Origin of the sequence: Dactylosporangium sp. NBC_01737, assembly GCF_035963215.1 — a bacterium.
In the GTDB taxonomy this organism is placed as follows: Bacteria; Actinomycetota; Actinomycetes; order Mycobacteriales; family Micromonosporaceae; genus Dactylosporangium.
On record NZ_CP109153.1, the window covers coordinates 8,048,155 to 8,066,241 of the forward strand.

16 protein-coding genes and 2 pseudogenes are annotated in these 18,087 nt (G+C 68.6%); 11 read left to right on the forward strand and 7 right to left on the reverse strand.

Features of this window, described 5'->3' with window-relative positions; genetic code table 11:
• Positions 1 to 198 precede the first annotated feature (198 nt).
• Both OHA72_RS36675 and OHA72_RS36680 read left to right on the forward strand, forming a co-directional pair.
• A complete protein-coding gene (locus OHA72_RS36675; RefSeq protein WP_327000644.1) occupies positions 199 to 462 on the forward strand; it encodes a hypothetical protein in 264 nt (87 codons plus the stop codon).
• Positions 459 to 605, forward strand: a complete 147-nt coding sequence (locus OHA72_RS36680) for a hypothetical protein (protein ID WP_327000645.1) — start codon at positions 459 to 461, stop codon at positions 603 to 605. The genes OHA72_RS36675 and OHA72_RS36680 overlap by 4 nt, the downstream gene beginning before the upstream one ends.
• Positions 606 to 629: 24 nt before the next feature.
• Here the strand turns inward: OHA72_RS36680 and OHA72_RS36685 are convergent, their stop codons facing one another.
• Positions 630 to 929, reverse strand: coding sequence for a hypothetical protein (locus tag OHA72_RS36685; protein ID WP_327000646.1), 300 nt, complete (start codon positions 927 to 929; stop codon positions 630 to 632).
• 539 nt (positions 930 to 1,468) lie between these two features.
• On the opposite strand from OHA72_RS36685, the gene OHA72_RS36695 reads away from it, so the two are divergent.
• Positions 1,469 to 1,828, forward strand: a complete 360-nt coding sequence (locus OHA72_RS36695; protein ID WP_327000647.1) for a VOC family protein — start codon at positions 1,469 to 1,471, stop codon at positions 1,826 to 1,828.
• 261 nt (positions 1,829 to 2,089) lie between these two features.
• Here OHA72_RS36695 and OHA72_RS36700 read toward each other — a convergent pair whose 3' ends face one another.
• On the reverse strand, positions 2,090 to 3,007 hold the full coding sequence (locus OHA72_RS36700) for a hypothetical protein (protein ID WP_327000648.1): 918 nt from the start codon (positions 3,005 to 3,007) through the stop codon (positions 2,090 to 2,092).
• Between the two features lie 284 nt (positions 3,008 to 3,291).
• Positions 3,292 to 4,248 (reverse strand): annotated as a pseudogene (locus OHA72_RS36705) (transposase); the annotation flags it as partial.
• A 659-nt stretch (positions 4,249 to 4,907) separates the two neighbouring features.
• On the opposite strand from OHA72_RS36705, the gene OHA72_RS36710 reads away from it, so the two are divergent.
• The gene (locus OHA72_RS36710) at positions 4,908 to 5,207 is read left to right on the forward strand and encodes a MerR family transcriptional regulator (RefSeq protein ID WP_327000649.1); all 300 of its coding nucleotides are present in this window, start codon (positions 4,908 to 4,910) and stop codon (positions 5,205 to 5,207) included.
• 185 nt (positions 5,208 to 5,392) lie between these two features.
• Here the strand turns inward: OHA72_RS36710 and OHA72_RS36715 are convergent, their stop codons facing one another.
• The 4 genes and pseudogenes from OHA72_RS36715 to OHA72_RS36730 form a co-directional block, all read right to left on the reverse strand.
• Positions 5,393 to 6,685, reverse strand: a complete 1,293-nt coding sequence (locus tag OHA72_RS36715) for a GAF domain-containing sensor histidine kinase (protein ID WP_327011739.1) — start codon at positions 6,683 to 6,685, stop codon at positions 5,393 to 5,395.
• A 119-nt stretch (positions 6,686 to 6,804) separates the two neighbouring features.
• Positions 6,805 to 7,804 (reverse strand): annotated as a pseudogene (locus tag OHA72_RS36720) (PTS transporter subunit EIIC); the annotation flags it as partial.
• Positions 7,805 to 7,820: 16 nt separating this feature from the next.
• Positions 7,821 to 8,774, reverse strand: coding sequence for a 1-phosphofructokinase (pfkB, locus tag OHA72_RS36725; RefSeq protein WP_327000650.1), 954 nt, complete (start codon positions 8,772 to 8,774; stop codon positions 7,821 to 7,823).
• A complete protein-coding gene (locus tag OHA72_RS36730; protein ID WP_327000651.1) occupies positions 8,771 to 9,532 on the reverse strand; it encodes a DeoR/GlpR family DNA-binding transcription regulator in 762 nt (253 codons plus the stop codon). The genes pfkB and OHA72_RS36730 overlap by 4 nt, the downstream gene beginning before the upstream one ends.
• An 877-nt stretch (positions 9,533 to 10,409) precedes the next feature.
• Here OHA72_RS36730 and OHA72_RS36735 point away from each other — a divergent pair.
• The 7 genes from OHA72_RS36735 to OHA72_RS36765 all read left to right on the forward strand — a co-directional run bounded on the left by OHA72_RS36735 (position 10,410) and on the right by OHA72_RS36765 (position 18,055).
• Positions 10,410 to 10,928, forward strand: coding sequence for an integrase core domain-containing protein (locus tag OHA72_RS36735; RefSeq protein WP_327000652.1), 519 nt, complete (start codon positions 10,410 to 10,412; stop codon positions 10,926 to 10,928).
• A 122-nt stretch (positions 10,929 to 11,050) separates the two neighbouring features.
• Positions 11,051 to 12,856, forward strand: coding sequence for a cellulase family glycosylhydrolase (locus OHA72_RS36740; protein ID WP_327000653.1), 1,806 nt, complete (start codon positions 11,051 to 11,053; stop codon positions 12,854 to 12,856).
• Positions 12,857 to 13,015: 159 nt separating this feature from the next.
• Positions 13,016 to 14,323, forward strand: a complete 1,308-nt coding sequence (locus OHA72_RS36745; protein WP_327000654.1) for an ABC transporter substrate-binding protein — start codon at positions 13,016 to 13,018, stop codon at positions 14,321 to 14,323.
• A gap of 84 nt (positions 14,324 to 14,407) precedes the next feature.
• Positions 14,408 to 15,373, forward strand: a complete 966-nt coding sequence (locus OHA72_RS36750; RefSeq protein WP_327000655.1) for a carbohydrate ABC transporter permease — start codon at positions 14,408 to 14,410, stop codon at positions 15,371 to 15,373.
• Positions 15,370 to 16,218, forward strand: a complete 849-nt coding sequence (locus tag OHA72_RS36755; protein WP_327000656.1) for a carbohydrate ABC transporter permease — start codon at positions 15,370 to 15,372, stop codon at positions 16,216 to 16,218. The genes OHA72_RS36750 and OHA72_RS36755 overlap by 4 nt, the downstream gene beginning before the upstream one ends.
• Positions 16,215 to 17,042, forward strand: coding sequence for a hypothetical protein (locus OHA72_RS36760; protein WP_327000657.1), 828 nt, complete (start codon positions 16,215 to 16,217; stop codon positions 17,040 to 17,042). Before OHA72_RS36755 ends, OHA72_RS36760 begins: the two co-directional genes overlap by 4 nt.
• Positions 17,039 to 18,055 (forward strand): LacI family DNA-binding transcriptional regulator, encoded by a 1,017-nt coding sequence (locus OHA72_RS36765; protein WP_327000658.1) that lies wholly within the window; start codon positions 17,039 to 17,041, stop codon positions 18,053 to 18,055. The genes OHA72_RS36760 and OHA72_RS36765 overlap by 4 nt, the downstream gene beginning before the upstream one ends.
• Positions 18,056 to 18,087 lie beyond the last annotated feature (32 nt).

Genomic DNA, 18,087 nt, shown 5'->3' on the forward strand with positions numbered 1-18,087 from the left:
CGTGCGTGCATTCTCGGCCCACTCCCCGCCTCGGCAGGCGGACGCATACGGTGGTCGGCCTCATGTCGCCGACGGCCGTCATCGGGTTGCGTTCTGAGGGAAGCGCATATCGATCTTGGATGGTCAGAAAGTAGCTACAATACCGAGCATACCGGACTTACTCCTGCGCAACGGAATGCACGATGATCGTTCTGCAAGGTGATGGCCTATCGATGGTCGTATCTGCCGTACCACGTGTGGTACGGCAGGCATGCAGAGCGTTTCGGAGTGGCGCGCTGGCCGGCACCCGTCCTTGACTCCTGCGCCGCTGGGCTGTGCGTGACCGTGTCCCTGTCCGGCGGCACCCTGCGCGTGCATGTGGTCGGCGACATTGACCTGGCCACCGCACCGCGACTCAAGGCGATGCTGGACCTGTCGCGGCTGGAGGATGTGTACCGGCTGAGCTGGACCTGTCTGGAGTGACGTTCTTCTCCTGCGCCGGGATCACCGCGATCCACGGGCCGCGCCGGGACGGCCTCAGTCTGCATCTGGTGGCTGCCGCGCCGTCGGTGGCTCGGATGCTGGCGTTGCTGCCAATGCCGGATCGGCAGCGCCAGGCGGCCTGACCGTCGGGCGTTCGCTGCGGCAGGTCAGGCCAAGCGGGTTCGACGTAGACATGCGCCGAGGTAAATCAGCCAGGCGGCGAACATCGCCTGCGCGGCGAACGTCGGCACGGGACCGACGAGCCACGGGCAGGAACCCGCAATCTGGGCCGCACCCGTACCGACGCTGACGACTGCGGCCGACCGGCCGAAGGGCCCGCGTCGCATCGCGAGCCCGATGACGATCAGGGCCATGCCCAGCAGCAGGGCGACCAGGTGGGCGCCGCCGTGATACAGGGACACGATCAAAGCGACGGTGGCAGGATGGTCGAGGCGGATGGCGTACACCGGGTATACGAGCCGTCCGTGGACAACCACGAGGACAAGTAGGACCGGCACGGCGGTAGCGAGCCGGTCCCTACCGGATGCGCTGCGTCGGCTGCGGTCACTTCCGCAGCGACGCCTCCTACCTACCCGAGACCCGTCGGGTCGGCGGGTGCTGGCTGGGTCAGCTGGCGCTGTCGCATTTGCCGATCGGGTGACGCGGCGAGCCCGACTCTCTGCCGGCTCAGATGGCCCCGGCGAGTTCGGTGAATGCTGCGGCGACGCGGAGTCCGCGTGGGGCGTCGATGCCGAGTTCGTAGTGTCCGCGGCGCAGGTTCCGTATGAAGGCGTGCCCGGCGATGATGGTCTGTGTGGTCCGTTCGGTCCGTAGGCCGAACCGTGCCTCACCTCTTGCCCACGCGGCAATATTGGCCAGCGGTTCCCCTGCCCGGATCCTGGAGCGTGCTCTGGCCGCCACCGTCGTTGACAACCACACCAGAGACATTGGCACCACGCTCGGCGGGGGACGTGTGCCGTCCGCAGTCGTCGATATATTGGCCGTCATGGCCATCGCTCGTTTGCCCGTCACCGTTATCGACTGTCCCGATCCTGGTGCGCTCGCCAGGTTCTACGGCGCGATGCTGGAGTGGAAGATCGACGTTGTCTCCGCCGACCGGGCTTCGGTTTGCGCTGATGACGGCCAGTGCATCGCCTTCCATCGGGTTGCTGGTTACACACCGCCGACGTGGCCGACCCAGGAGCGGCCCAAGCAGATGCACCTCGATGTGCTCGTTGACGACCTCGACGCCGCTGAGGCGGCAGTGATCGACCTCGGTGCGACCAGACATCCGGACCAGCCCGGTACGTCGTACAGAGTCTTCCTGGACCCTGCAGGTCACCCATTCTGCCTGTGCCTGAACTGATCCGGACGGGAGACCTTGGGGGCGTAGCGTTCGCGCTCATCGCCGCGTCGTACTCGGCGATCATCGCCAACGTGGTACTTCCTGCACTCGCCCTGCTCAGACCATGTACGAAAACCAGGTGTCTCAACTCAGCCTGACAGAGAGGGGCCCTCGCACGCGGGCGCGGAATCAACCTCTACCTACCCCCATGAAGTCAACAAACTACCGCCAGAAGCATCGAGCACAAGAACGCCCAGCTGCGAGCTGACCCAGGCAGGCACTCTAGAAGCCCAGGCCGGCTCGGTCTACGTTGCGGTGGAACCGCATGCCGGCCAGTCCACCGAGAACGGCGCCGATGAGGCTGACGACGGCGACGGCGAGCAGCGCGATGATGCCCGCGGTCGTCACGGTGCCTTCATTGACAGGCACTCTGGGCAGGCTGTTGAGTCTGGCGAGCACGTCGTACTGGTCGCCGGCCACCAGGCCGAGGATGGCTACGACGGCGGCGATGACCACGGCCCAGAGCCAGACGGCGATACCTTGTTTGACGCCGTTGAACCGGGCCATCCGAGCGGCGACGTACCCGCCGCAGTAGTAGGCGACGAACGTGATGATCAGCAGGGCGAGCGCACCGATGATGCCGATCGTCCTGGATCCCTGGGTGGTTTGGGCGGCGTTGCCGAGGTTGGTGCCGGTCGCGAGACTGATGGCGGTACCGGCGGCGCTGAGCAGCGCGGTGAGCAGGACCGCCATGCCAATGGCGGTGAGCCAGCCGAAGAACGCCGCACCGATCTTGACGCCTCCGTACCGCTCCTGCTCCCGAGCGACGACGGTCTCCCGATCGATGCCACGGCGATCGTCCAGATCCGACGCCCGAGCGTCGATGTCGCCCCGGTCGCTCCCCGTGGGCCGGGTTTCCCGTGTGTCGGTTGCTGGCCGGTCGTCGAAGGGTTCGTGGTCGACGACGGTCTCCCGATCCACGCCACGGCGATCGTCCAGGTCCGACGCCCGAGCGTCGGTATCGCCCCGGCCGCCGGGCCGGCGAGCGTCACGGCCACCGGGACGGCGGCGGGCGTCGCGGTCGCTTGTCGCGGACCGTGCGTCACGCGATCTGGTCGGGTTCCGGTCGTCGGTGTAATCGGGGTCGAAGCTATTGCTCATGATCCCCTCCGGAAGTGCTCGAGGAGCCGGTGTCGGCACGCCTGTCCGTCGACACGACAAGCAGTGATACCAGCTACGTACGACAGGGTGGCCAGCAACAGACACATAGACCAGGACATGACGACCTGCGCGGGCTCGTTAACGTCGCGTCGGTCCAGACATCGCTGGTACCACGTTTGACCTCATTCGCTACCCGGACCGCGGCCTGGCAAACGGTATGCCCGCCACCGCCTGGCGACGACACCGGCGGCGCGGCTGCAGCCGCGGCGGACAGTTGACTTGATCTTTAACCTGTGCGATGGCGTCGGGGTTGGTCGGCTCCTTTTTCTTTTGAGGGGGTTGTCTCTTCCGGCCTGGTTGCTGGTGGCGGTGTGGATGCCGTGTCGGTGGGTGGGTTGTCGGTTGGGTTGGCCGGGTGGCCGTCCGGGTCCTGGCCGGGATGGTTTTGGTGCGTGGGCTGGACAGGTGCACGGTTCGGGCGGAGGTTCCGAAACCCTCGCCGGACCCGGGCCGGGGTGAGCCGATCGGGTGGCGATGGACGCTCCCATGGGCGGCATAGATCGATGGCGAGGGGTCGGGCCGGCCGTAGTTGCGTGTGGGCGGCAATCATGTTGAACAGGCGGAACGTGTGCTCCAGATCGAAGCGTCGTAGGTATGCCTGCCAGACCCGGTCCGCAGCGGCAGGATCCGCGCCGGTGCCGGACCACCACAGCCACATGGGCTGCGCGTCGCGGTCACCGGGCAGGCAGTCGACCTGAAGCCGGATGACGGTGCCCTCGATGATCGGTAGCTTGCCCTGATGATCGAGCCAGGCGGCGACCGCCGCACGGGTTGTACTCGTACGGCGGCGCGGGCAACCGCAGAGCCCGGTCGGCGCGGATGCGCCCGACCACCTCGACGGGCAGGTCTCGCAGCACCCAGGCCAGGCGGGTGACGTCGTAGCCGGCATCGCACACGACCAGGATGTCCGGCTCGCCGGCGCGGTGCTGGCCACAGGCGATCAGCCGGTCGACAACGTCGCGCAACTGGGTCGCGGTGACCGCCGTGGCGTCATCGGCGGGCCCGAGACGCACCACGTCCAGCATCGCTGTCCACGAGGTGCGTCCGGGTTCCAAAGCCACGACGAACGAGTACGGCAAGCCGGGAATGAACTGCGCGGCGCTCTTGGCGCGGCCATCCACGTGACAGAACAGCCGGTCCGGGCTGCACGCGGCGTCCGAGCGCAGCCACGGCGACACGTCGACCGCGAGGACGATCCTGCCTGATCTCTCACGATCAATGCAATGAACGTCGATCAAAAGGGACTCGGATCAAGCCCGGCCGCGGTCGACGTGTCCTCGGTCAAGATCAACCCGAAGGGCAACTGCGGCGACGATGCCAGCGCCTCGACCGGTTTCTACCGGGTCGAGACGTCGACCGACGGCCAGACCTGGACGCCGAGTACCTCAACGCGAACGACATGCCGTAGCGCCGGACAGTCGAAGCATGGCGGGATCCGACACGCCGACACAAAATCTATGCTGGCGAGACTAGACATGCTCGCTTGCCCCGGTTAATGTTTCTCGGGTCAAGAGGGAAGTAAATAAGGCGCTGACGAGCCGCCCCCTCCGAGGGCGAAGGAGCGGAGCCGTGAAGTGTGAGGCTCAGCTCAGGTATGTGAGCAGCTTAGGCACGTAGGTAAGGAACGCAGAGGAAAGGGAGGGCCGTACACCGTTGGATCGCCCGTCACCGGCCGGTATCTGAGGTCGGGCGGACACCGCAGTATCCATCGAACGAGAGGTGGTCTCCGGTCACGCTTACGCGATCCTCGCACCCGACGCCGTCATCGACGGTTGGTGCGGACACGACAAGCCGACGTTCCTGTCGGTAGATGGTGTTGCAGACCCGATAACCCCGGGCCCCGGCGCACATGCGCCGGGGCCCTCGACGTGGAGGTGACATGACCCAACCCGGCAGACTGGACGACGAGGACTACCCCGCCTACACCATGGGCCGCGCCGCGGAGATCATCGGCGTCTCCCCGGACTTCCTGCGCCGCATCGGCGACCTGAAGCTGATCACCCCGCTGCGCTCCGCCGGCGGGCACCGACGCTACTCCCGCTACCAGCTACGCCTCGCCACTCGGGCCCGGGAACTGTGCGACCAGGGAACCGCGCTGGAAGCGGCCTGCCGCATCGTCATCCTCGAAGACCAACTCGAAGAAGCCCTCCGCCGCAACGAACACCACCGCTCCGCCTGACCTTCGCCGCACGCGGCACGAGCACCGCCCGGTCCCTTCCGTCAGGGCAGGGACCGCCCAGCGGGCAATCTGCAGCCGTGATGCCGCAGCGGTGCCGCACCAGCGTCCGAGGACATGATGAGGCGCGACGCCCCGCCGCGGTGTCCAAGATCTGGGGCGAAGGCCCCCTACGTGCCAGAGCGTCCTTACTCTGGCAAGACCGTTCTCGACGTTTCTCCCACCACCCGCGTCCTGGCGCTGGCGCTGACGTCGGTAGCGGTCGCTATGCCCGTGTCGACCCGATCAAGCCGATCTAGGCTTAGGTCCCAACGTTGGATGGGTAGCTCGGCTCGTATGTGGGTACCTTGACCGGCAGGGCTGCTGATCGTGATGGTTCCGCCCAGTGCTTCGACCCGGTCGACGAGTCCGATGAGGCCGGAACCGCGGGCAGGGTCGACATCGCCCACGCCGTCGTCGTCGATGGACAAGTTCAGCCGACCCGCGCAGATTGCGGCTTCTACGTGTACCAGCGAGGCGTCAGCGTGTTTGATGGCGTTCGCGAGTGTTTCCGCGACAACGTAGTACGCCGCCACCTCGACGGGCTCGGGAAGTCGCTCGTCGAGGTGGACGCTGAGGTCCACCGCGACGCAGCTCCGGCGGGCCAGCGTGCGCAGTGCGGGTCGGAGGCCGCCTTCGGACAGGATCGCTGGATGGACACCGCGCGAGATCTCCCGCAGGTCGTCGAACGTGCCCGTGAGCCCGCTCGTCACCGCGGACAGTTGCTCCCGCACTTCGGACATCTCAGGTGGGACACTCGCCTGCGTCTCACGTATCTGGAGGGCAAGCGCGAGCAGCTGCTGCTGGACGCCGTCGTGCAGGTTGCGTTCGATGCGGCGCCGGGCTTGGTCGGCGGCGATTACCGTGCGCGCCCGGGAGGCCGCCAGGTCGGCGCGGGCTTGGGCGTTGGCGATGGCGATGGCGACCAGGTGGGTGTAGTCGGCGAGGCGCGTCTCGGCGTGGGGTGCCAACAACTCGTCCCGCATCATGGAGGCGGTCACCAGTCCCCAGAGGCGTCCCTCGACGTAGATCGGGGCGCCGACCGTCGAGCGGATGCCGTGCTCGCGTATGAGCGCGGCGAGCGCGCCGTGGGCGTCCGCGAAGTTGTCTATCCGAGTGGAACGGCCGCTGCGCAGCACGAGCGCCGCAACATTGCGTCCCTCCAGCGGCATGTTCGTCCCGACCGGGATTGCTGTGCCGGACCGACTCCAGGCTGCGACCGCGGTCGCCGTACCGTCGGTCTCATAGCGGATGATGTTTGCCGTGTCGGCGCCGACGAGCTGCCCCAGCTCCTTGGCGACTGCGTTGAAGACCGCAGCTCCGGTGGCGCCGCACGCGACGAGCACGGCGATCCGCTGCAGCGCGGTCTGCGCCGCGGTGAGCTGTTGGTGTAGGGAGATGACCCGGGTGGCCTCGGAGCGTCCGGCGGCGGGCGCTGTCACGTGTGGAGTCGCAACGGACCTAGGTGGGCACGGCCGGTTACGCCTCCGTTCCGTCAGCTTCGCGTTGACGTTGGCTGGCTTCGCGCAGTTACCGCCCGCCTCGGGGGCTGGTTCGCCGTGGCCGAGCGCGAGCAGGGGCGAAGCGACGGCGAAGGTGACGGCGGCGGAGATGGCGATGCCGAGCAGGACGGCGACGTAGCCGCCGTGTGGGGTGACGGCCATGTAGGCGAAGATGCTGCCGGGCGAGGGGGTGGCGACGAGGCCGGCGCCGGTGATCATGAAGGTGCCGACGCCGGAGGCGCCGCCGCAGATCATGGCGAGGATCAGCTTGGGCTTCATGAGCACGTACGGGAAGTAGATCTCGTGGATGCCGCCGAGGAACTGCACGATGATCGCGGCCGGGACGCTGGGGCGCAGCGCGCGGGGGCCGAAGAGCATGAACGCGAGCAGCAGGCCGAGGCCCGGGCCGGGGTTCGACTCGATCATGAACAGGATGGACTTGCCCTTGTCGGCGGCCTCGGCGACGCCGAGCGGGCCGAGCACGCCGTGGTTGATGGCGTTGTTGAGGAACAGCACCTTCGCCGGCTCGACCAGGACCGAAGTGAGTGGCAGCAGGTCGTGGCTGACGAGCCAGTCGGCGCCGTGGCCGGCCTGCCTCGTGAGCCACTGCGCGACCGGGCCGATGCCGTAGAGGCCGCCGATGGCCATGGCGCCGCCGATGATGCCGGCGCTGAAGTTGTCGACCAGCATCTCGAAGCCGGGACGGATCCGGTTCTCCACGAGCCCGTCGAAGAGCTTGAGGATGTACGCGGTCAGCGGGCCGATGATCATGGCGCCGAGGAGCATCGGCACGTCGGCGCCGATGACGAGGCCCATGGTGGCGACCGCGCCGACGACCGCGCCGCGCTGGCCGTGCACCAGCCGGCCGCCCGTGTAGCCGATGAGCAGCGGCAGCAGGATCTTGATCATCGGGCCGACGATCTGCGCGATGGACGCGTTGGGCAGCCAGCCGGTCGGGATGAACAGCGCGGTGATGAGGCCCCAGGCGATGAACGCGCCGAGGTTCGGCATGACCATCGCGGCGAGGTAGCCGCCGACGCGTTGCACGGAGGCCTGCAACCCGGTGCCGGTGACCTCAGGTGTGTAGATCGGCACGGGGTGCCTCCTTCAGGAGGGCGGGCCAGCGGTGGATCGTGACCCTGTGGCGATCCAGGTCGGCGGGGCCCGGCATGCGGCTGGCCGGCAGGCTGACGGCGGCGGCGCCCCAGGCCAGGCCCTCGGCCAGCGCGGCGGCGCCGCGCGCGCCGGCGGCCAGGAACCCGGCCAGCAGCGCGTCGCCGGCGCCGACGGTGCTGCGCGCCCGGGCGATCGGGCACGTGCCGGACAGCACACCGTCGGCGTCGACGAGCACGGCGCCGTCGGCGCCCAGGCTGGCCAGCACCGCGCCGGCGCCCCAGGCCCGCAGCCGCTGCGCCGCAGCGACGACCGCGGCGAGGTCGGTCAGCGGCCCGGTGACGACCTCGGCGAGCTCGTCCCGGTTGGGCTTGAGCAGCGTCGCGCCGGCATTCGCCGCCTTGCGCAGCGCCGGACCGCTGCCATCGACCGCGACCCGGATGCCGACGGCGCGCAGCTGGCGGCACAGCTGGGCGTAGGCGTCCGCCGGTAGTCCCGGCGGGACGCTGCCGCACAGTGCGACCCAGTCGGCGCTTCCGGCCCAGGTCAGGACTCGGTCGATCACCTCGTTGAGGTCGGCGCGGTGCATCGTCGGCCCGGGCTCGTTGACCTTGGTAACAGTGCCGTCGGGCTCGGCGAGGGTGATGTTGGAGTGGGTCCGGCCGGTGATCGGCACCACGAGGACCTCGACGCCCTCGGCCTTGAGCAGCCGCACGAGCTGGCCGCCCTCGTCGCCGCCGCACGGCAGCACGGCCACCGACGGCACGCCGTTGGCCAGTAGCGCGCGTGAGACATTGACGCCCTTGCCGGCCGGGTCGAGGTGCGCCGCGGTGGCCCGGATGACCTCGCCGCGCGCCAGCGTTTGGATCTCGACGGCCAAGTCGAGGCTGGGGTTCAGGGTAACGGTGACGATCATGCCAGCACCACCCGAACGCCGGTGGCCTCGATGTCGCCCACGAGGTCGTGGTCGGCCTGGCTGTCGGTGATGAGCAGGTCGAGGTCGGCCAGCTCGCCGAAGCGGGCCAGGCAGTCGTTGCCGAGCTTGGTGTGGTCGGCCAACACGACGGTGCGGCGGGCGGCATGGATCATCGCCCGCTTGACCGCGGCCTCGGCTGGGTCGGGCGTGGTCAGGCCGCGCTCGACCGAGATGCCGTTGGTGCCGAGAAAGGCGACGTCAACGTAAAGCTCGGCGAGGGGCCGCAGCGACCAGTCGTCGACCGCGGCGAGCGTCTTGCCGCGGATCCGGCCGCCCAGCACGAGGACGTTGAGATTCTTGCGCGTGCCGATCGTTGTGGCGATCACCGGGGAGTTCACCACGACCGTCAGCTCGCGGTCGCCGGGCAGTATCTGCGCCAGCCGCGCGGTGGTGGTGCCCGCGTCGACGATGATGGCGCCCTCGTCGGGCACCTCGCTGAGTGCCAGCTTCGCGATGCGCTCCTTCTCGTCGATGTAGACGGTGTCGCGCGTCGCCAGGGCGGGCTCGAAGCCGATTCGTTCGACCGGGATCGCCCCGCCGTGCACCCGCCGCAGCTCGCCGGCCCGCTCCAGGGTGGTGAGGTCGCGCCGGATGGTCTCCGCGGTGACGTTGAGCTCGTCGGACAGGCCCGCCACCTCGACCCGGCCCCTGGCCTGGGCGATGCGGAGGATCTCGCGCTGTCGCTCTTCGGCGTACATGTCTGTTTCACTGCCGTTGTGCCTTGCTTAGTCCAGCTTTACACCCGATTATGTGGGCCGGCAAGGGTTCAAGCCGCAGAAAATCCACACGACCTAGTTGCGGCTCCAGACCGCAACAAACGAGGGGTCGACGGGCTCCCGGCATGGCCACATGAGCAGGTCGTCGGCTGAGGCCATGCGATACGGACGATCTCCCGCCCCGGGCCAACACCCGTCCAGGCCGTTGTTTCACCCCCGTTTCACCCTGACCGAACCACATTTGCGTCCGATCTGGTTTGGTAGTCCGAACGCCATACCAACACAAACCAACACACTCAAACTCGGCGCGGCGGGGATTCCGGCGCCATGCAAGGCCTTGCGGGTCCGTTGGGTGGCGTGGTCGGCGGCAAGGTCGCCTGCTTCGCCGCGACGAACGGCGCGACGATCCTCGTCCACAACAACGACAGCGATCCGTGCCGCAGCGTCGCCGACGCCCGAAGCCGGTCGGACCCGCCGCGACGTCCAGCGCCCGGTGTTCAGGTCGGCGGCAGCAGGCCCGCCTGGCGGGCCCGGTGCAGCCAACCTCTAGCCAATGGGTGGGGCCAGAGTTGTTCTAGGCTTACGGGTGGCGGGTCCGGGTTGTGGCTTGTCCGAAGAGGCGGCTGTCGGGATTGGGCCGTCTGCGCTGGATTGGCAATCAAGGTCGCCCCTTCCACGGTCTGGGAGATGCTGCGGTGCGACGGGATTGAGCCCGCACCGCAGTGTGACCGCCAAACCTGGGCCACCTTCCTGCGCGGCCAAGCACACGCGATCCTCGCCGCCGACTTCTTCGAGACCCGGACCCTGCCCGGCGCACGGCTGTACGTCTTCGCCGTCATCGAAGATGCCACCCCGCCATGTGCGCATCCACGGCGCCACCGTCAGGTACCTGATCCGCGACCGCGACAGCAAGTACGCGGCCGCCTTCGACACGGTCCTGCAAGACGAAGGCATCGCCATCGCGAAGACCGGCATCCGCGTACCTCGGATGAACGCAATCGTGGAGCGCTGGGTGCGCTCATGCAGAGCCGAACTCCTCGTCCAGACCCTGATCGTGAACCAGGCCCACCTTCTCCACGCGCTGCGCGAGTACGAGACCTTCTACAACGAGCACCGGTCCCACCGTGCGCTCCACGGCGCGGCACCTCTGCGCCCGCTCGCCCAACTGATCAGCACCCGATCGACTCGCCCACCTCGACATACGACGACACGATCGACTCGCCGGCATCTTCCACGAATACGGACATGCCGCTTGACCTGGCAGGACGGTCTTTCCGGCACCTACAGGGTTCGTGAGCGGAAAGTTTCAGCGCTCGACGCGTCCGTCGGCGGTTTGGCTCCGCGGGTGGGTGCGGGTTTCTCCTGGCCAGCGGTTTGACCAGAAACCTGCCGTTGCGGGTGCGTCCCTGGGCGGCACGGCCGGCGATTGACTTAAAGGTTTAAGGTCGCCACCTTCCTTGGCACGTCGATTGACGATGACCTCTGGAACGAGGAGACCTCATGAGGCACCGAAGAGCCCTGCTGGCGTCCGGCGCGGTGGGCGCGCTCGTGGCCGCCGCAGCGGCGGTTGTGGCGCTGCCGGCCTTGGCCGCGGCCGCGGGCTGCTCCGTCACGTACCAGAACACCAGTGCGTGGCAGTCGTCGCCCACGTCGGGCGGCTTCAACACCACGCTGGCGATCACCAACCTCGGTGACCCGGTCAGCCATTGGACCCTGACGTTCACGCTGCCGGCCGGGCAGACCCGCACCGGCGGCTGGAACGCGACGTTCACCGGCACCACCGCGATCTCCGCCACCGACATCGGCTGGAACGGGGCGATCGGCACCGGCGCGACCAACACGAGCGTCGGGCTGCAGGGCGACTGGACCCGGCCGGCCGCCGGATCCACACCGCCGGCGCCGCTGCCGCAGCCGGCGAACTTCGCGCTCAACGGTGTCGCGTGCACCGGCAGCACGACCAGCCCGAGCGCCTCCGCCAGCAGCTCGCCGGGCGGCAACCAGGCGCCGACAGTTGCCCTGACCAGCCCGGCGGCGGGCCAGACGTTCCCCGTGCCGGCGACGGTCAACTTCGCAGCCACGGCGAGCGATCCCGGCGGTTCGGTCGCCCGGGTCGAGTTCCTGAACGGCTCGACGGTGCTCGGTTCGGACACCACGGCGCCGTACACGTTCGCGTGGGCGAACGTCACGGCCGGGACGTATTCGGTGAGTGCCCGCGCGGTGGACAACCTGGGCGCGACCACGACCACCACCCCGATCTCCATCCGGGTCAACCCGTCGAACCCCGGCGGAGCGGCACCGGCGCTGCACGTCAGCGGCAACCACCTGGTGACCGCGGCCGGGGCGACGTACCGGCTGCTCGGCGTCAACCGGGCCAGCGCCGAGTTCGCCTGCGTGCAGGGCAAGGGCCTGTGGGACAGTCCGCAGCCCGATCAGGCCAGCGTCGATGCGATGAAGGCGTGGAACATCCACGCCGTGCGGATTCCGCTGAACGAGGACTGCTGGCTGGGCACGTTCGGTACCCCCAGCGGCACCACGTATCAGCAGGGTGTGAAGGACTACGTGGACCTGCTCGTGGCCAACGGGATCACGCCGATCGTGGAGATGCATTGGAACCACGGCGTGTACACGGGCCCCGCGTCGGCCTGCGCGGACGCCACCGCGACGTGCCAGAAGCCGATGCCGGACGCGCAGTACGCGCCGACGTTCTGGACCCAGGTGGCCGCCATGTTCAAGACCAACACCGCGGTCGTCTTCGACCTGTTCAACGAGCCCTACCCGGACGCGGCCAACAACTTCAGCGACGCGACCGCGGCGTGGAAGTGTCTGCGCGACGGCGGCACCTGCGCCGGCATCGGCTACCAGGTGGCCGGCATGCAGAGCCTGCTCAACGCGGTGCGCGGCACCGGAGCGACCAACGTGGTGATGGTGGCGGGCCTGACCTGGACCAACGACCTGACCCAGTGGCTGACCTACAAGCCGGCCGACCCGACCGGCAACCTCATGGCCTCGTGGCACACGTACAACTTCAACGGCTGCGTGACCACCACCTGCTGGGACAGCCAGATCGGCACGCTCGCCGCGCAGGTGCCGGTGGTGGCCGGTGAGATCGGCCAGAACACGTGCGCCCACGACTACATCGACCAGGTGATGGCCTGGGCGGACACGCACGGCGTCGGCTACCTCGCATGGACCTGGAACCCGTGGGGCTGCACCCAGGGCAATGTCCTCATCACCGACTACGCCGGCACGCCGACCGCCGGCTTCGGTGAAGGGTTCAAGGCTCACCTGCTGACCCAGAACCCGTAACGGGTCGAGGCGACGGGCCGGCCATGGTCCCCACCGGGGCGCGACCCGGCCCGTCGCCGAGCCGGCCGAGCCGCTTCCCGGCCGGCACTTAAACGTTCAAGACAGCGATCGACCACCGGGTCCGTTCCGTCGGACATCCCTGACCCCGGGAGATGGCACATGAAGAAGCGATCGGTGGCCCTGCTCGCCGCGGTGTTGCTGTGGACGGCGGGCTGTTCGGGTGGTGGCGGCGACGGCAGTGCCGCGGTCCCGGCCGACCCGGCCAAGGTGAACGGTGACATCACCGTGCTCACCCACAAGACCGACCTGGCCGGCGACGGCACCTTGGACAGGTACGCGGCCGAGTTCAACAAGATCTACCCCAACGTGCACGTCAAGTTCGAAGCGGTCGTCGCCTACGAGACCGACGTCAAGGTCCGGATGAACAGCGACAACTACGGCGACGTGCTGATGATCCCGGCGGCCGTCGCGGTGCCCGACTACCCGAAGTTCTTCGCCCCGCTCGGCGACGCGGGTGAGCTCAGCAAGAAGTACAGGTTCGTCGACAAGGGCACCTACAACGGTCAGGTGTACGGCATCGCCACGAACGGCAACGCGAACGGCATCGTCTACAACAAGGACGTCTGGCAGCGGGCCGGGATCACCAGGTGGCCGACCACCTTCGAGGAGTTCCGTGCCGATCTCCAGGCGATCAGGACGAAGACGCCGGCGACCCCGCTTTACACCATCTACCACGAAGGATGGCCGCTGACCGCGTGGCAGGGCTACGTGGGTTCGAGCAGCTGCGACACGAAGGCCAACGACAACCTGGCCACCGAGACCGCGCCGTGGAGCGCCGGCAAGGAGCTCAACCAGATCGACACCCTGCTCTACAACGTGGTGCACGACAAGCTGGTCGAGGCGGATCCCACGACGACGGCCTGGGACGGCGGCGCCAAGAGCGGGATCGCCACCGGGAAGATCGGGACGCTGATGCTGGGATCGTGGGCGATCTCGCAGATGCAGGCGGCCGCGAAGCAGGCCGGCAAGGACCCGGCGACCATCGGCTTCATGCCGTGGCCCGCGCAGGTGGACGGGCACTTCTGCTCGGTCGTCGGCCCAGACTACCTGCAGGGCGTGAGCATCCACTCCAAGCACAAGGAGGCGGCGCGCGCCTGGGTCGACTGGTTCGTCGACAAGAGCACCTTCGCCCAGGACGAGGCCCTGCTGCCGACGCTCAAGAGCGGGGCGCTGCCGCCGGAGCTGACGGCATATCAGGACGCGGGAGTGCAATTCATCGAGCTCAGCCAGGAGAAGAACCCCCTGGTGTCGAAGATCGACAACGAGTCCGAGATCGGGGTGAACAAGCCGGACTACCGCCAGAAGCTCGTCGACATGGCCCGAGGCGCCGCCGGCGGCGGCGTGGACGCCTACTTCGCCGACCTGAACAGGAGATGGTCGGCCGCGATCAAGTCGGCGGGTTCCTGACGGGCCGCCCGGTGCGGGCGGGGAGGCCCGGCCACCGCAGGCCTTCTCCGCCCGGCCCGGACGGGACACGACGAGCGAGGCGACATGTTTGACCGACACGGCACCATTGCAGCCAACCCCCGCCCCGACGACCGCCCGACCCACGACCGGGTCACCCCGTCACCGGCCCGGCGGCAGCGGCCGCACCGCATGCTCGCCCGGTTGACGCCGTGGCTGTTCCTGGCCGTGCCGCTGGTGTTCCTGCTGACGTTCACCTATGTACCGGCGGCCAACCTGCTCTACTACAGCCTGACCAAGTGGGACGGCTTCAGCCCGGAACAGCAGTTCGTGGGACAGGACAACTACGTCCAGCTGTTCACGCGGCCGGAGCTGTTCCAGGTGTTCTTCGTCAGCCTGTTCTACCTGGCGTCCGGGGCCGTGCAGATGGTGCTGGCCCTGTACTTCGCGACCGTGCTGAGCTTCAACACGAGGTTCCGCAACGTCTTCAAAGGTGTCCTGTTCTTCCCGTACCTCGTCAATGGCGTCGCCATCGGCTTCGTCTTCCTCTACTTCTTCCAGCCCGGCGGCACCCTCGACTCCGTGCTGCGCCTGTTCGGCGTGCACGGCCGGTACCTGTGGCTGGGCGACCCCGACATGGTCAACTGGTCGCTCGCCTCGGTGTCGCTCTGGCGCTACCTGGGCCTGAACTTCGTGCTCTTCCTCGGCGCGATCCAGTCGATACCGGGGGAGATCTACGAAGCGGCGGAGATCGACGGCGCGAACCGCTGGCACCAGTTCCGGCACCTGATCCTGCCCGGGATCCGGCCGGTGATCAGCCTGAGCGCGATCCTCGTCGTGTCCGGTTCGCTGTCGGCGTTCGAGATCCCGTACATCATGACCGCCGGCGCCAACGGCAGCACCACATTCGTCATCCAGACGATCAAGCTGGCCTTCCAGTTCAACAAGATGGGACTGGCGTCGGCGTCCGCAGTGTTGCTGCTCGCCGTCATCATGCTGGTGACCTGGGTCCAGCGGCGCATCGTGCCCGACGAAGGGGTGGACCTCGTATGACCAGCATCGAAGGGCGCGGTGCGGGCGCCCGTGCCGCCGTCGCCGGCAAGTATCTGTCGCTCGTGGCCGCGTCAGCGGTGACGCTGCTGCCGCTGGTGGTCGTCGCCCTGGCCGCGCTGAAGACAGAGCGGGAATCTGCGGACGGCGGGCCGCTGAGCCTGCCGGGCAACTGGCTCAACCTGCACAACTTCGAGGTCGCCTTCACCCAGGGGCACATGCTCCGCGCGTTCGCCAACACCGCCGTCGTGCTGGTGTTCTCGATCACGGGCACGGTCGTCATCGGCTCGGCGACGGCATACGCGATCGACAGGTTCAAGTTCCGGTTCCGTCGCCTGGTCATCGCCATGTTCCTGGTCGCGGCGCTCGTGCCGGGTGTCACGACGCAAGTGGCGACATTCCAGATCATCGACCGTCTCGGGCTGTTCAACACGCGGGGTGCCCCGATCGCGCTGTACATGGGCACCGACATCATCTCGGTCATCATCTTCCTGCAGTTCATGCGCTCCATCCCGGTATCGCTCGACGAGGCGGCCCGTATCGACGGCGCCTCGTCGTTGCGGATCTACCGCTCGGTGATCCTGCCGCTGCTCAAGCCGGCTATCGCGACCGTGGTCATCGTCAAGGGCGTCGTCGTCTACAACGACTTCTACGTCCCGTTCCTCTACATGCCCTCGCCGGACCTCGGGGTCATCTCCACGTCGCTGTTCTACTTCAAGGGTCCGTACGGCGCGCATTGGGAGATCATCTGCGCCGGTGCGGTCCTCGTCATCGTGCCGACGCTGATCGTGTTCCTGTTCCTGCAGCGGTACATCTACAACGGATTCACCAGAGGTGCGACGAAGTGACACAGGTGAAGGTGCACGCGGGCCGGACCGTTCGCGCGGTCGGTGGCGACACCCCGGCGCAACTGGCCCGGCCCTGCACCCCCGGCTCCCCGTACTCGTTCGACCCGCAGCGGCACCCAAACGAGCCGGCGCACGGCACGACCCACATCTGGGACGTGTGGAACACGCTGGACCACACCGGGTGCCGCAGCACCGCACCCCGGTTCGTCGCGGAGTTCGGCCTTCACGTACCGCCTACCCGGGCGACCCTGACCAGGGCTGTGCACGACGAACCCCTGCGGCCCGACTCGCCGGGCGTCCGGCTGCACCAGGAGGCCGCCGACGGCAACGCCAAACTGGCCGGCGGCATGAGCGGCCATCTCCCGCCGCCCGAGACCTTCGAGGACTGGCATTGGGCGACGTCGCTGAACCAGGCATGTGCGCTGGCGTTCGGCGTCGAGCAACTGCGCTCGCTCACCCCGCTGTGCATGGGCGCCGTGCGCTGGCAGCTCAACGACGTCTGGCCGGTCATCTCGTGGTCCGCGGTGGACGGTGACGGACGCTGCAAACCGATGTGGTACGCGTTGCGTCGCAGCTTCCGGGACCGGTTGCTGACCGTGCAGCCACGCGAGGGCGGCCTGGCGCTGGTCGCAGTCAACGACAGCGGCCTGCGATGGTGCGTGGACGTCCCGGTGCGCCGGTGCGACGTCGACGGTGCCGTGCTGGCGGCCGCCTCGGTGTCGCCGGAGGCGTTCCCCGACCCGCTGGTGCTGCGCAGCGCGAACCAGTTGGTCGCCGGGCCGGACCGGGCCGCTGCCCTCGGTATCGGAGGGGCGGGGCGGTGAAGCGGCCGACCATCGCAGAGATCGCGGCGCAGGCCGGCGTGTCGATCGGTGCCGTGTCGTATGCGCTCAACGGCCGGCCCGGCGTGTCCGCGACGACCCGCCAGCGCATCCTCGACATCGCCGACGAGATCGGCTGGCGGCCGAGCGTCGCCGCCAGGTCGCTGTCCGGCTCGCGGGCACACAGCGTCGGCCTGATCATCACCCGGCCGGCGGACACGCTCGGTGTCGAGCCGTTCTTCATGCGGTTCATCGCGGGGCTGGAGCGCGAGCTGTCCGGGGGACGCATCGCCCTGCTGCTGCAGGTCGTCGAGGACCACCGCGCCGCCATCGAGGCGATGCGGCTGTGCTGGGCCGAGCGGCGCATCGACGGCATCGTGGTCACCGACCTGTGGAGCGAGGACTCGAGGATCCCGGTCATCGAGGAGCTGCAGATGCCGGCCGTGCTGGCCGGCCGTCCCCGGGAGGGCACCCGGCTGCCGGCGGTCTGGACCGACGACTCGGCCGCGGTGGACTCGGCCGTCGACTACCTGGTGGCGCTCGGGCACCGCCGCATCGCCCGCGTCGCCGGGCTGCCGGCGCTGGACCACACGCAGGTGCGCATCGCGGCCTTCCGGGCGGCAGTGTGCCGGCACGGCCTCGGCGAACCGCAGGTGGTCGAGACCGACTACACGTGGGAGGAGGGCGCCCGGGCCACCCGGGCACTGCTGTCCCGCCGCGACCGGCCGACCGCCATCACATTCGACAACGACGTGATGGCCGTCGCCGCGCTCAACGTGGCGCAGGAGATGGGCGTCGCCGTCCCCCAGGACCTGTCGATTGTGGGCGGTGACGACTCGCAGCTCAGCGTCCTGGTGCGCCCGGCGCTGACCGCCCTGTCCTGGGACATCCAGGCGTACGGCGCGCACACCGCGCGCGTCCTGCTGGACGCCATCGACGGTCATTCGCCCGGCTCGCACCAGGAGCGAGCCGCCCGCCTCGTCGTCCGCGCGAGCACCAGCTCGCCGCCCCGCTGACGCCTCGCCCGCCGCCCACGGCGCAACCGTCC

Excerpts from the sequence above, each read along its gene's own strand:
- OHA72_RS36740 (WP_327000653.1), top strand. The coding sequence starts at position 11,051 with ATGAGGCACCGAAGAGCCCTGCTGGCGTCCGGCGCGGTGGGCGCGCTC.
- OHA72_RS36730 (WP_327000651.1), bottom strand. The coding sequence starts at position 9,532 with ATGTACGCCGAAGAGCGACAGCGCGAGATCCTCCGCATCGCCCAGGCC.
- OHA72_RS36755 (WP_327000656.1), top strand. The coding sequence starts at position 15,370 with ATGACCAGCATCGAAGGGCGCGGTGCGGGCGCCCGTGCCGCCGTCGCC.
- OHA72_RS36745 (WP_327000654.1), top strand. The coding sequence starts at position 13,016 with ATGAAGAAGCGATCGGTGGCCCTGCTCGCCGCGGTGTTGCTGTGGACG.
- pfkB (WP_327000650.1), bottom strand. The coding sequence starts at position 8,774 with ATGATCGTCACCGTTACCCTGAACCCCAGCCTCGACTTGGCCGTCGAG.
- OHA72_RS36695 (WP_327000647.1), top strand. The coding sequence starts at position 1,469 with ATGGCCATCGCTCGTTTGCCCGTCACCGTTATCGACTGTCCCGATCCT.
- OHA72_RS36710 (WP_327000649.1), top strand. The coding sequence starts at position 4,908 with ATGACCCAACCCGGCAGACTGGACGACGAGGACTACCCCGCCTACACC.
- OHA72_RS36750 (WP_327000655.1), top strand. The coding sequence starts at position 14,408 with ATGTTTGACCGACACGGCACCATTGCAGCCAACCCCCGCCCCGACGAC.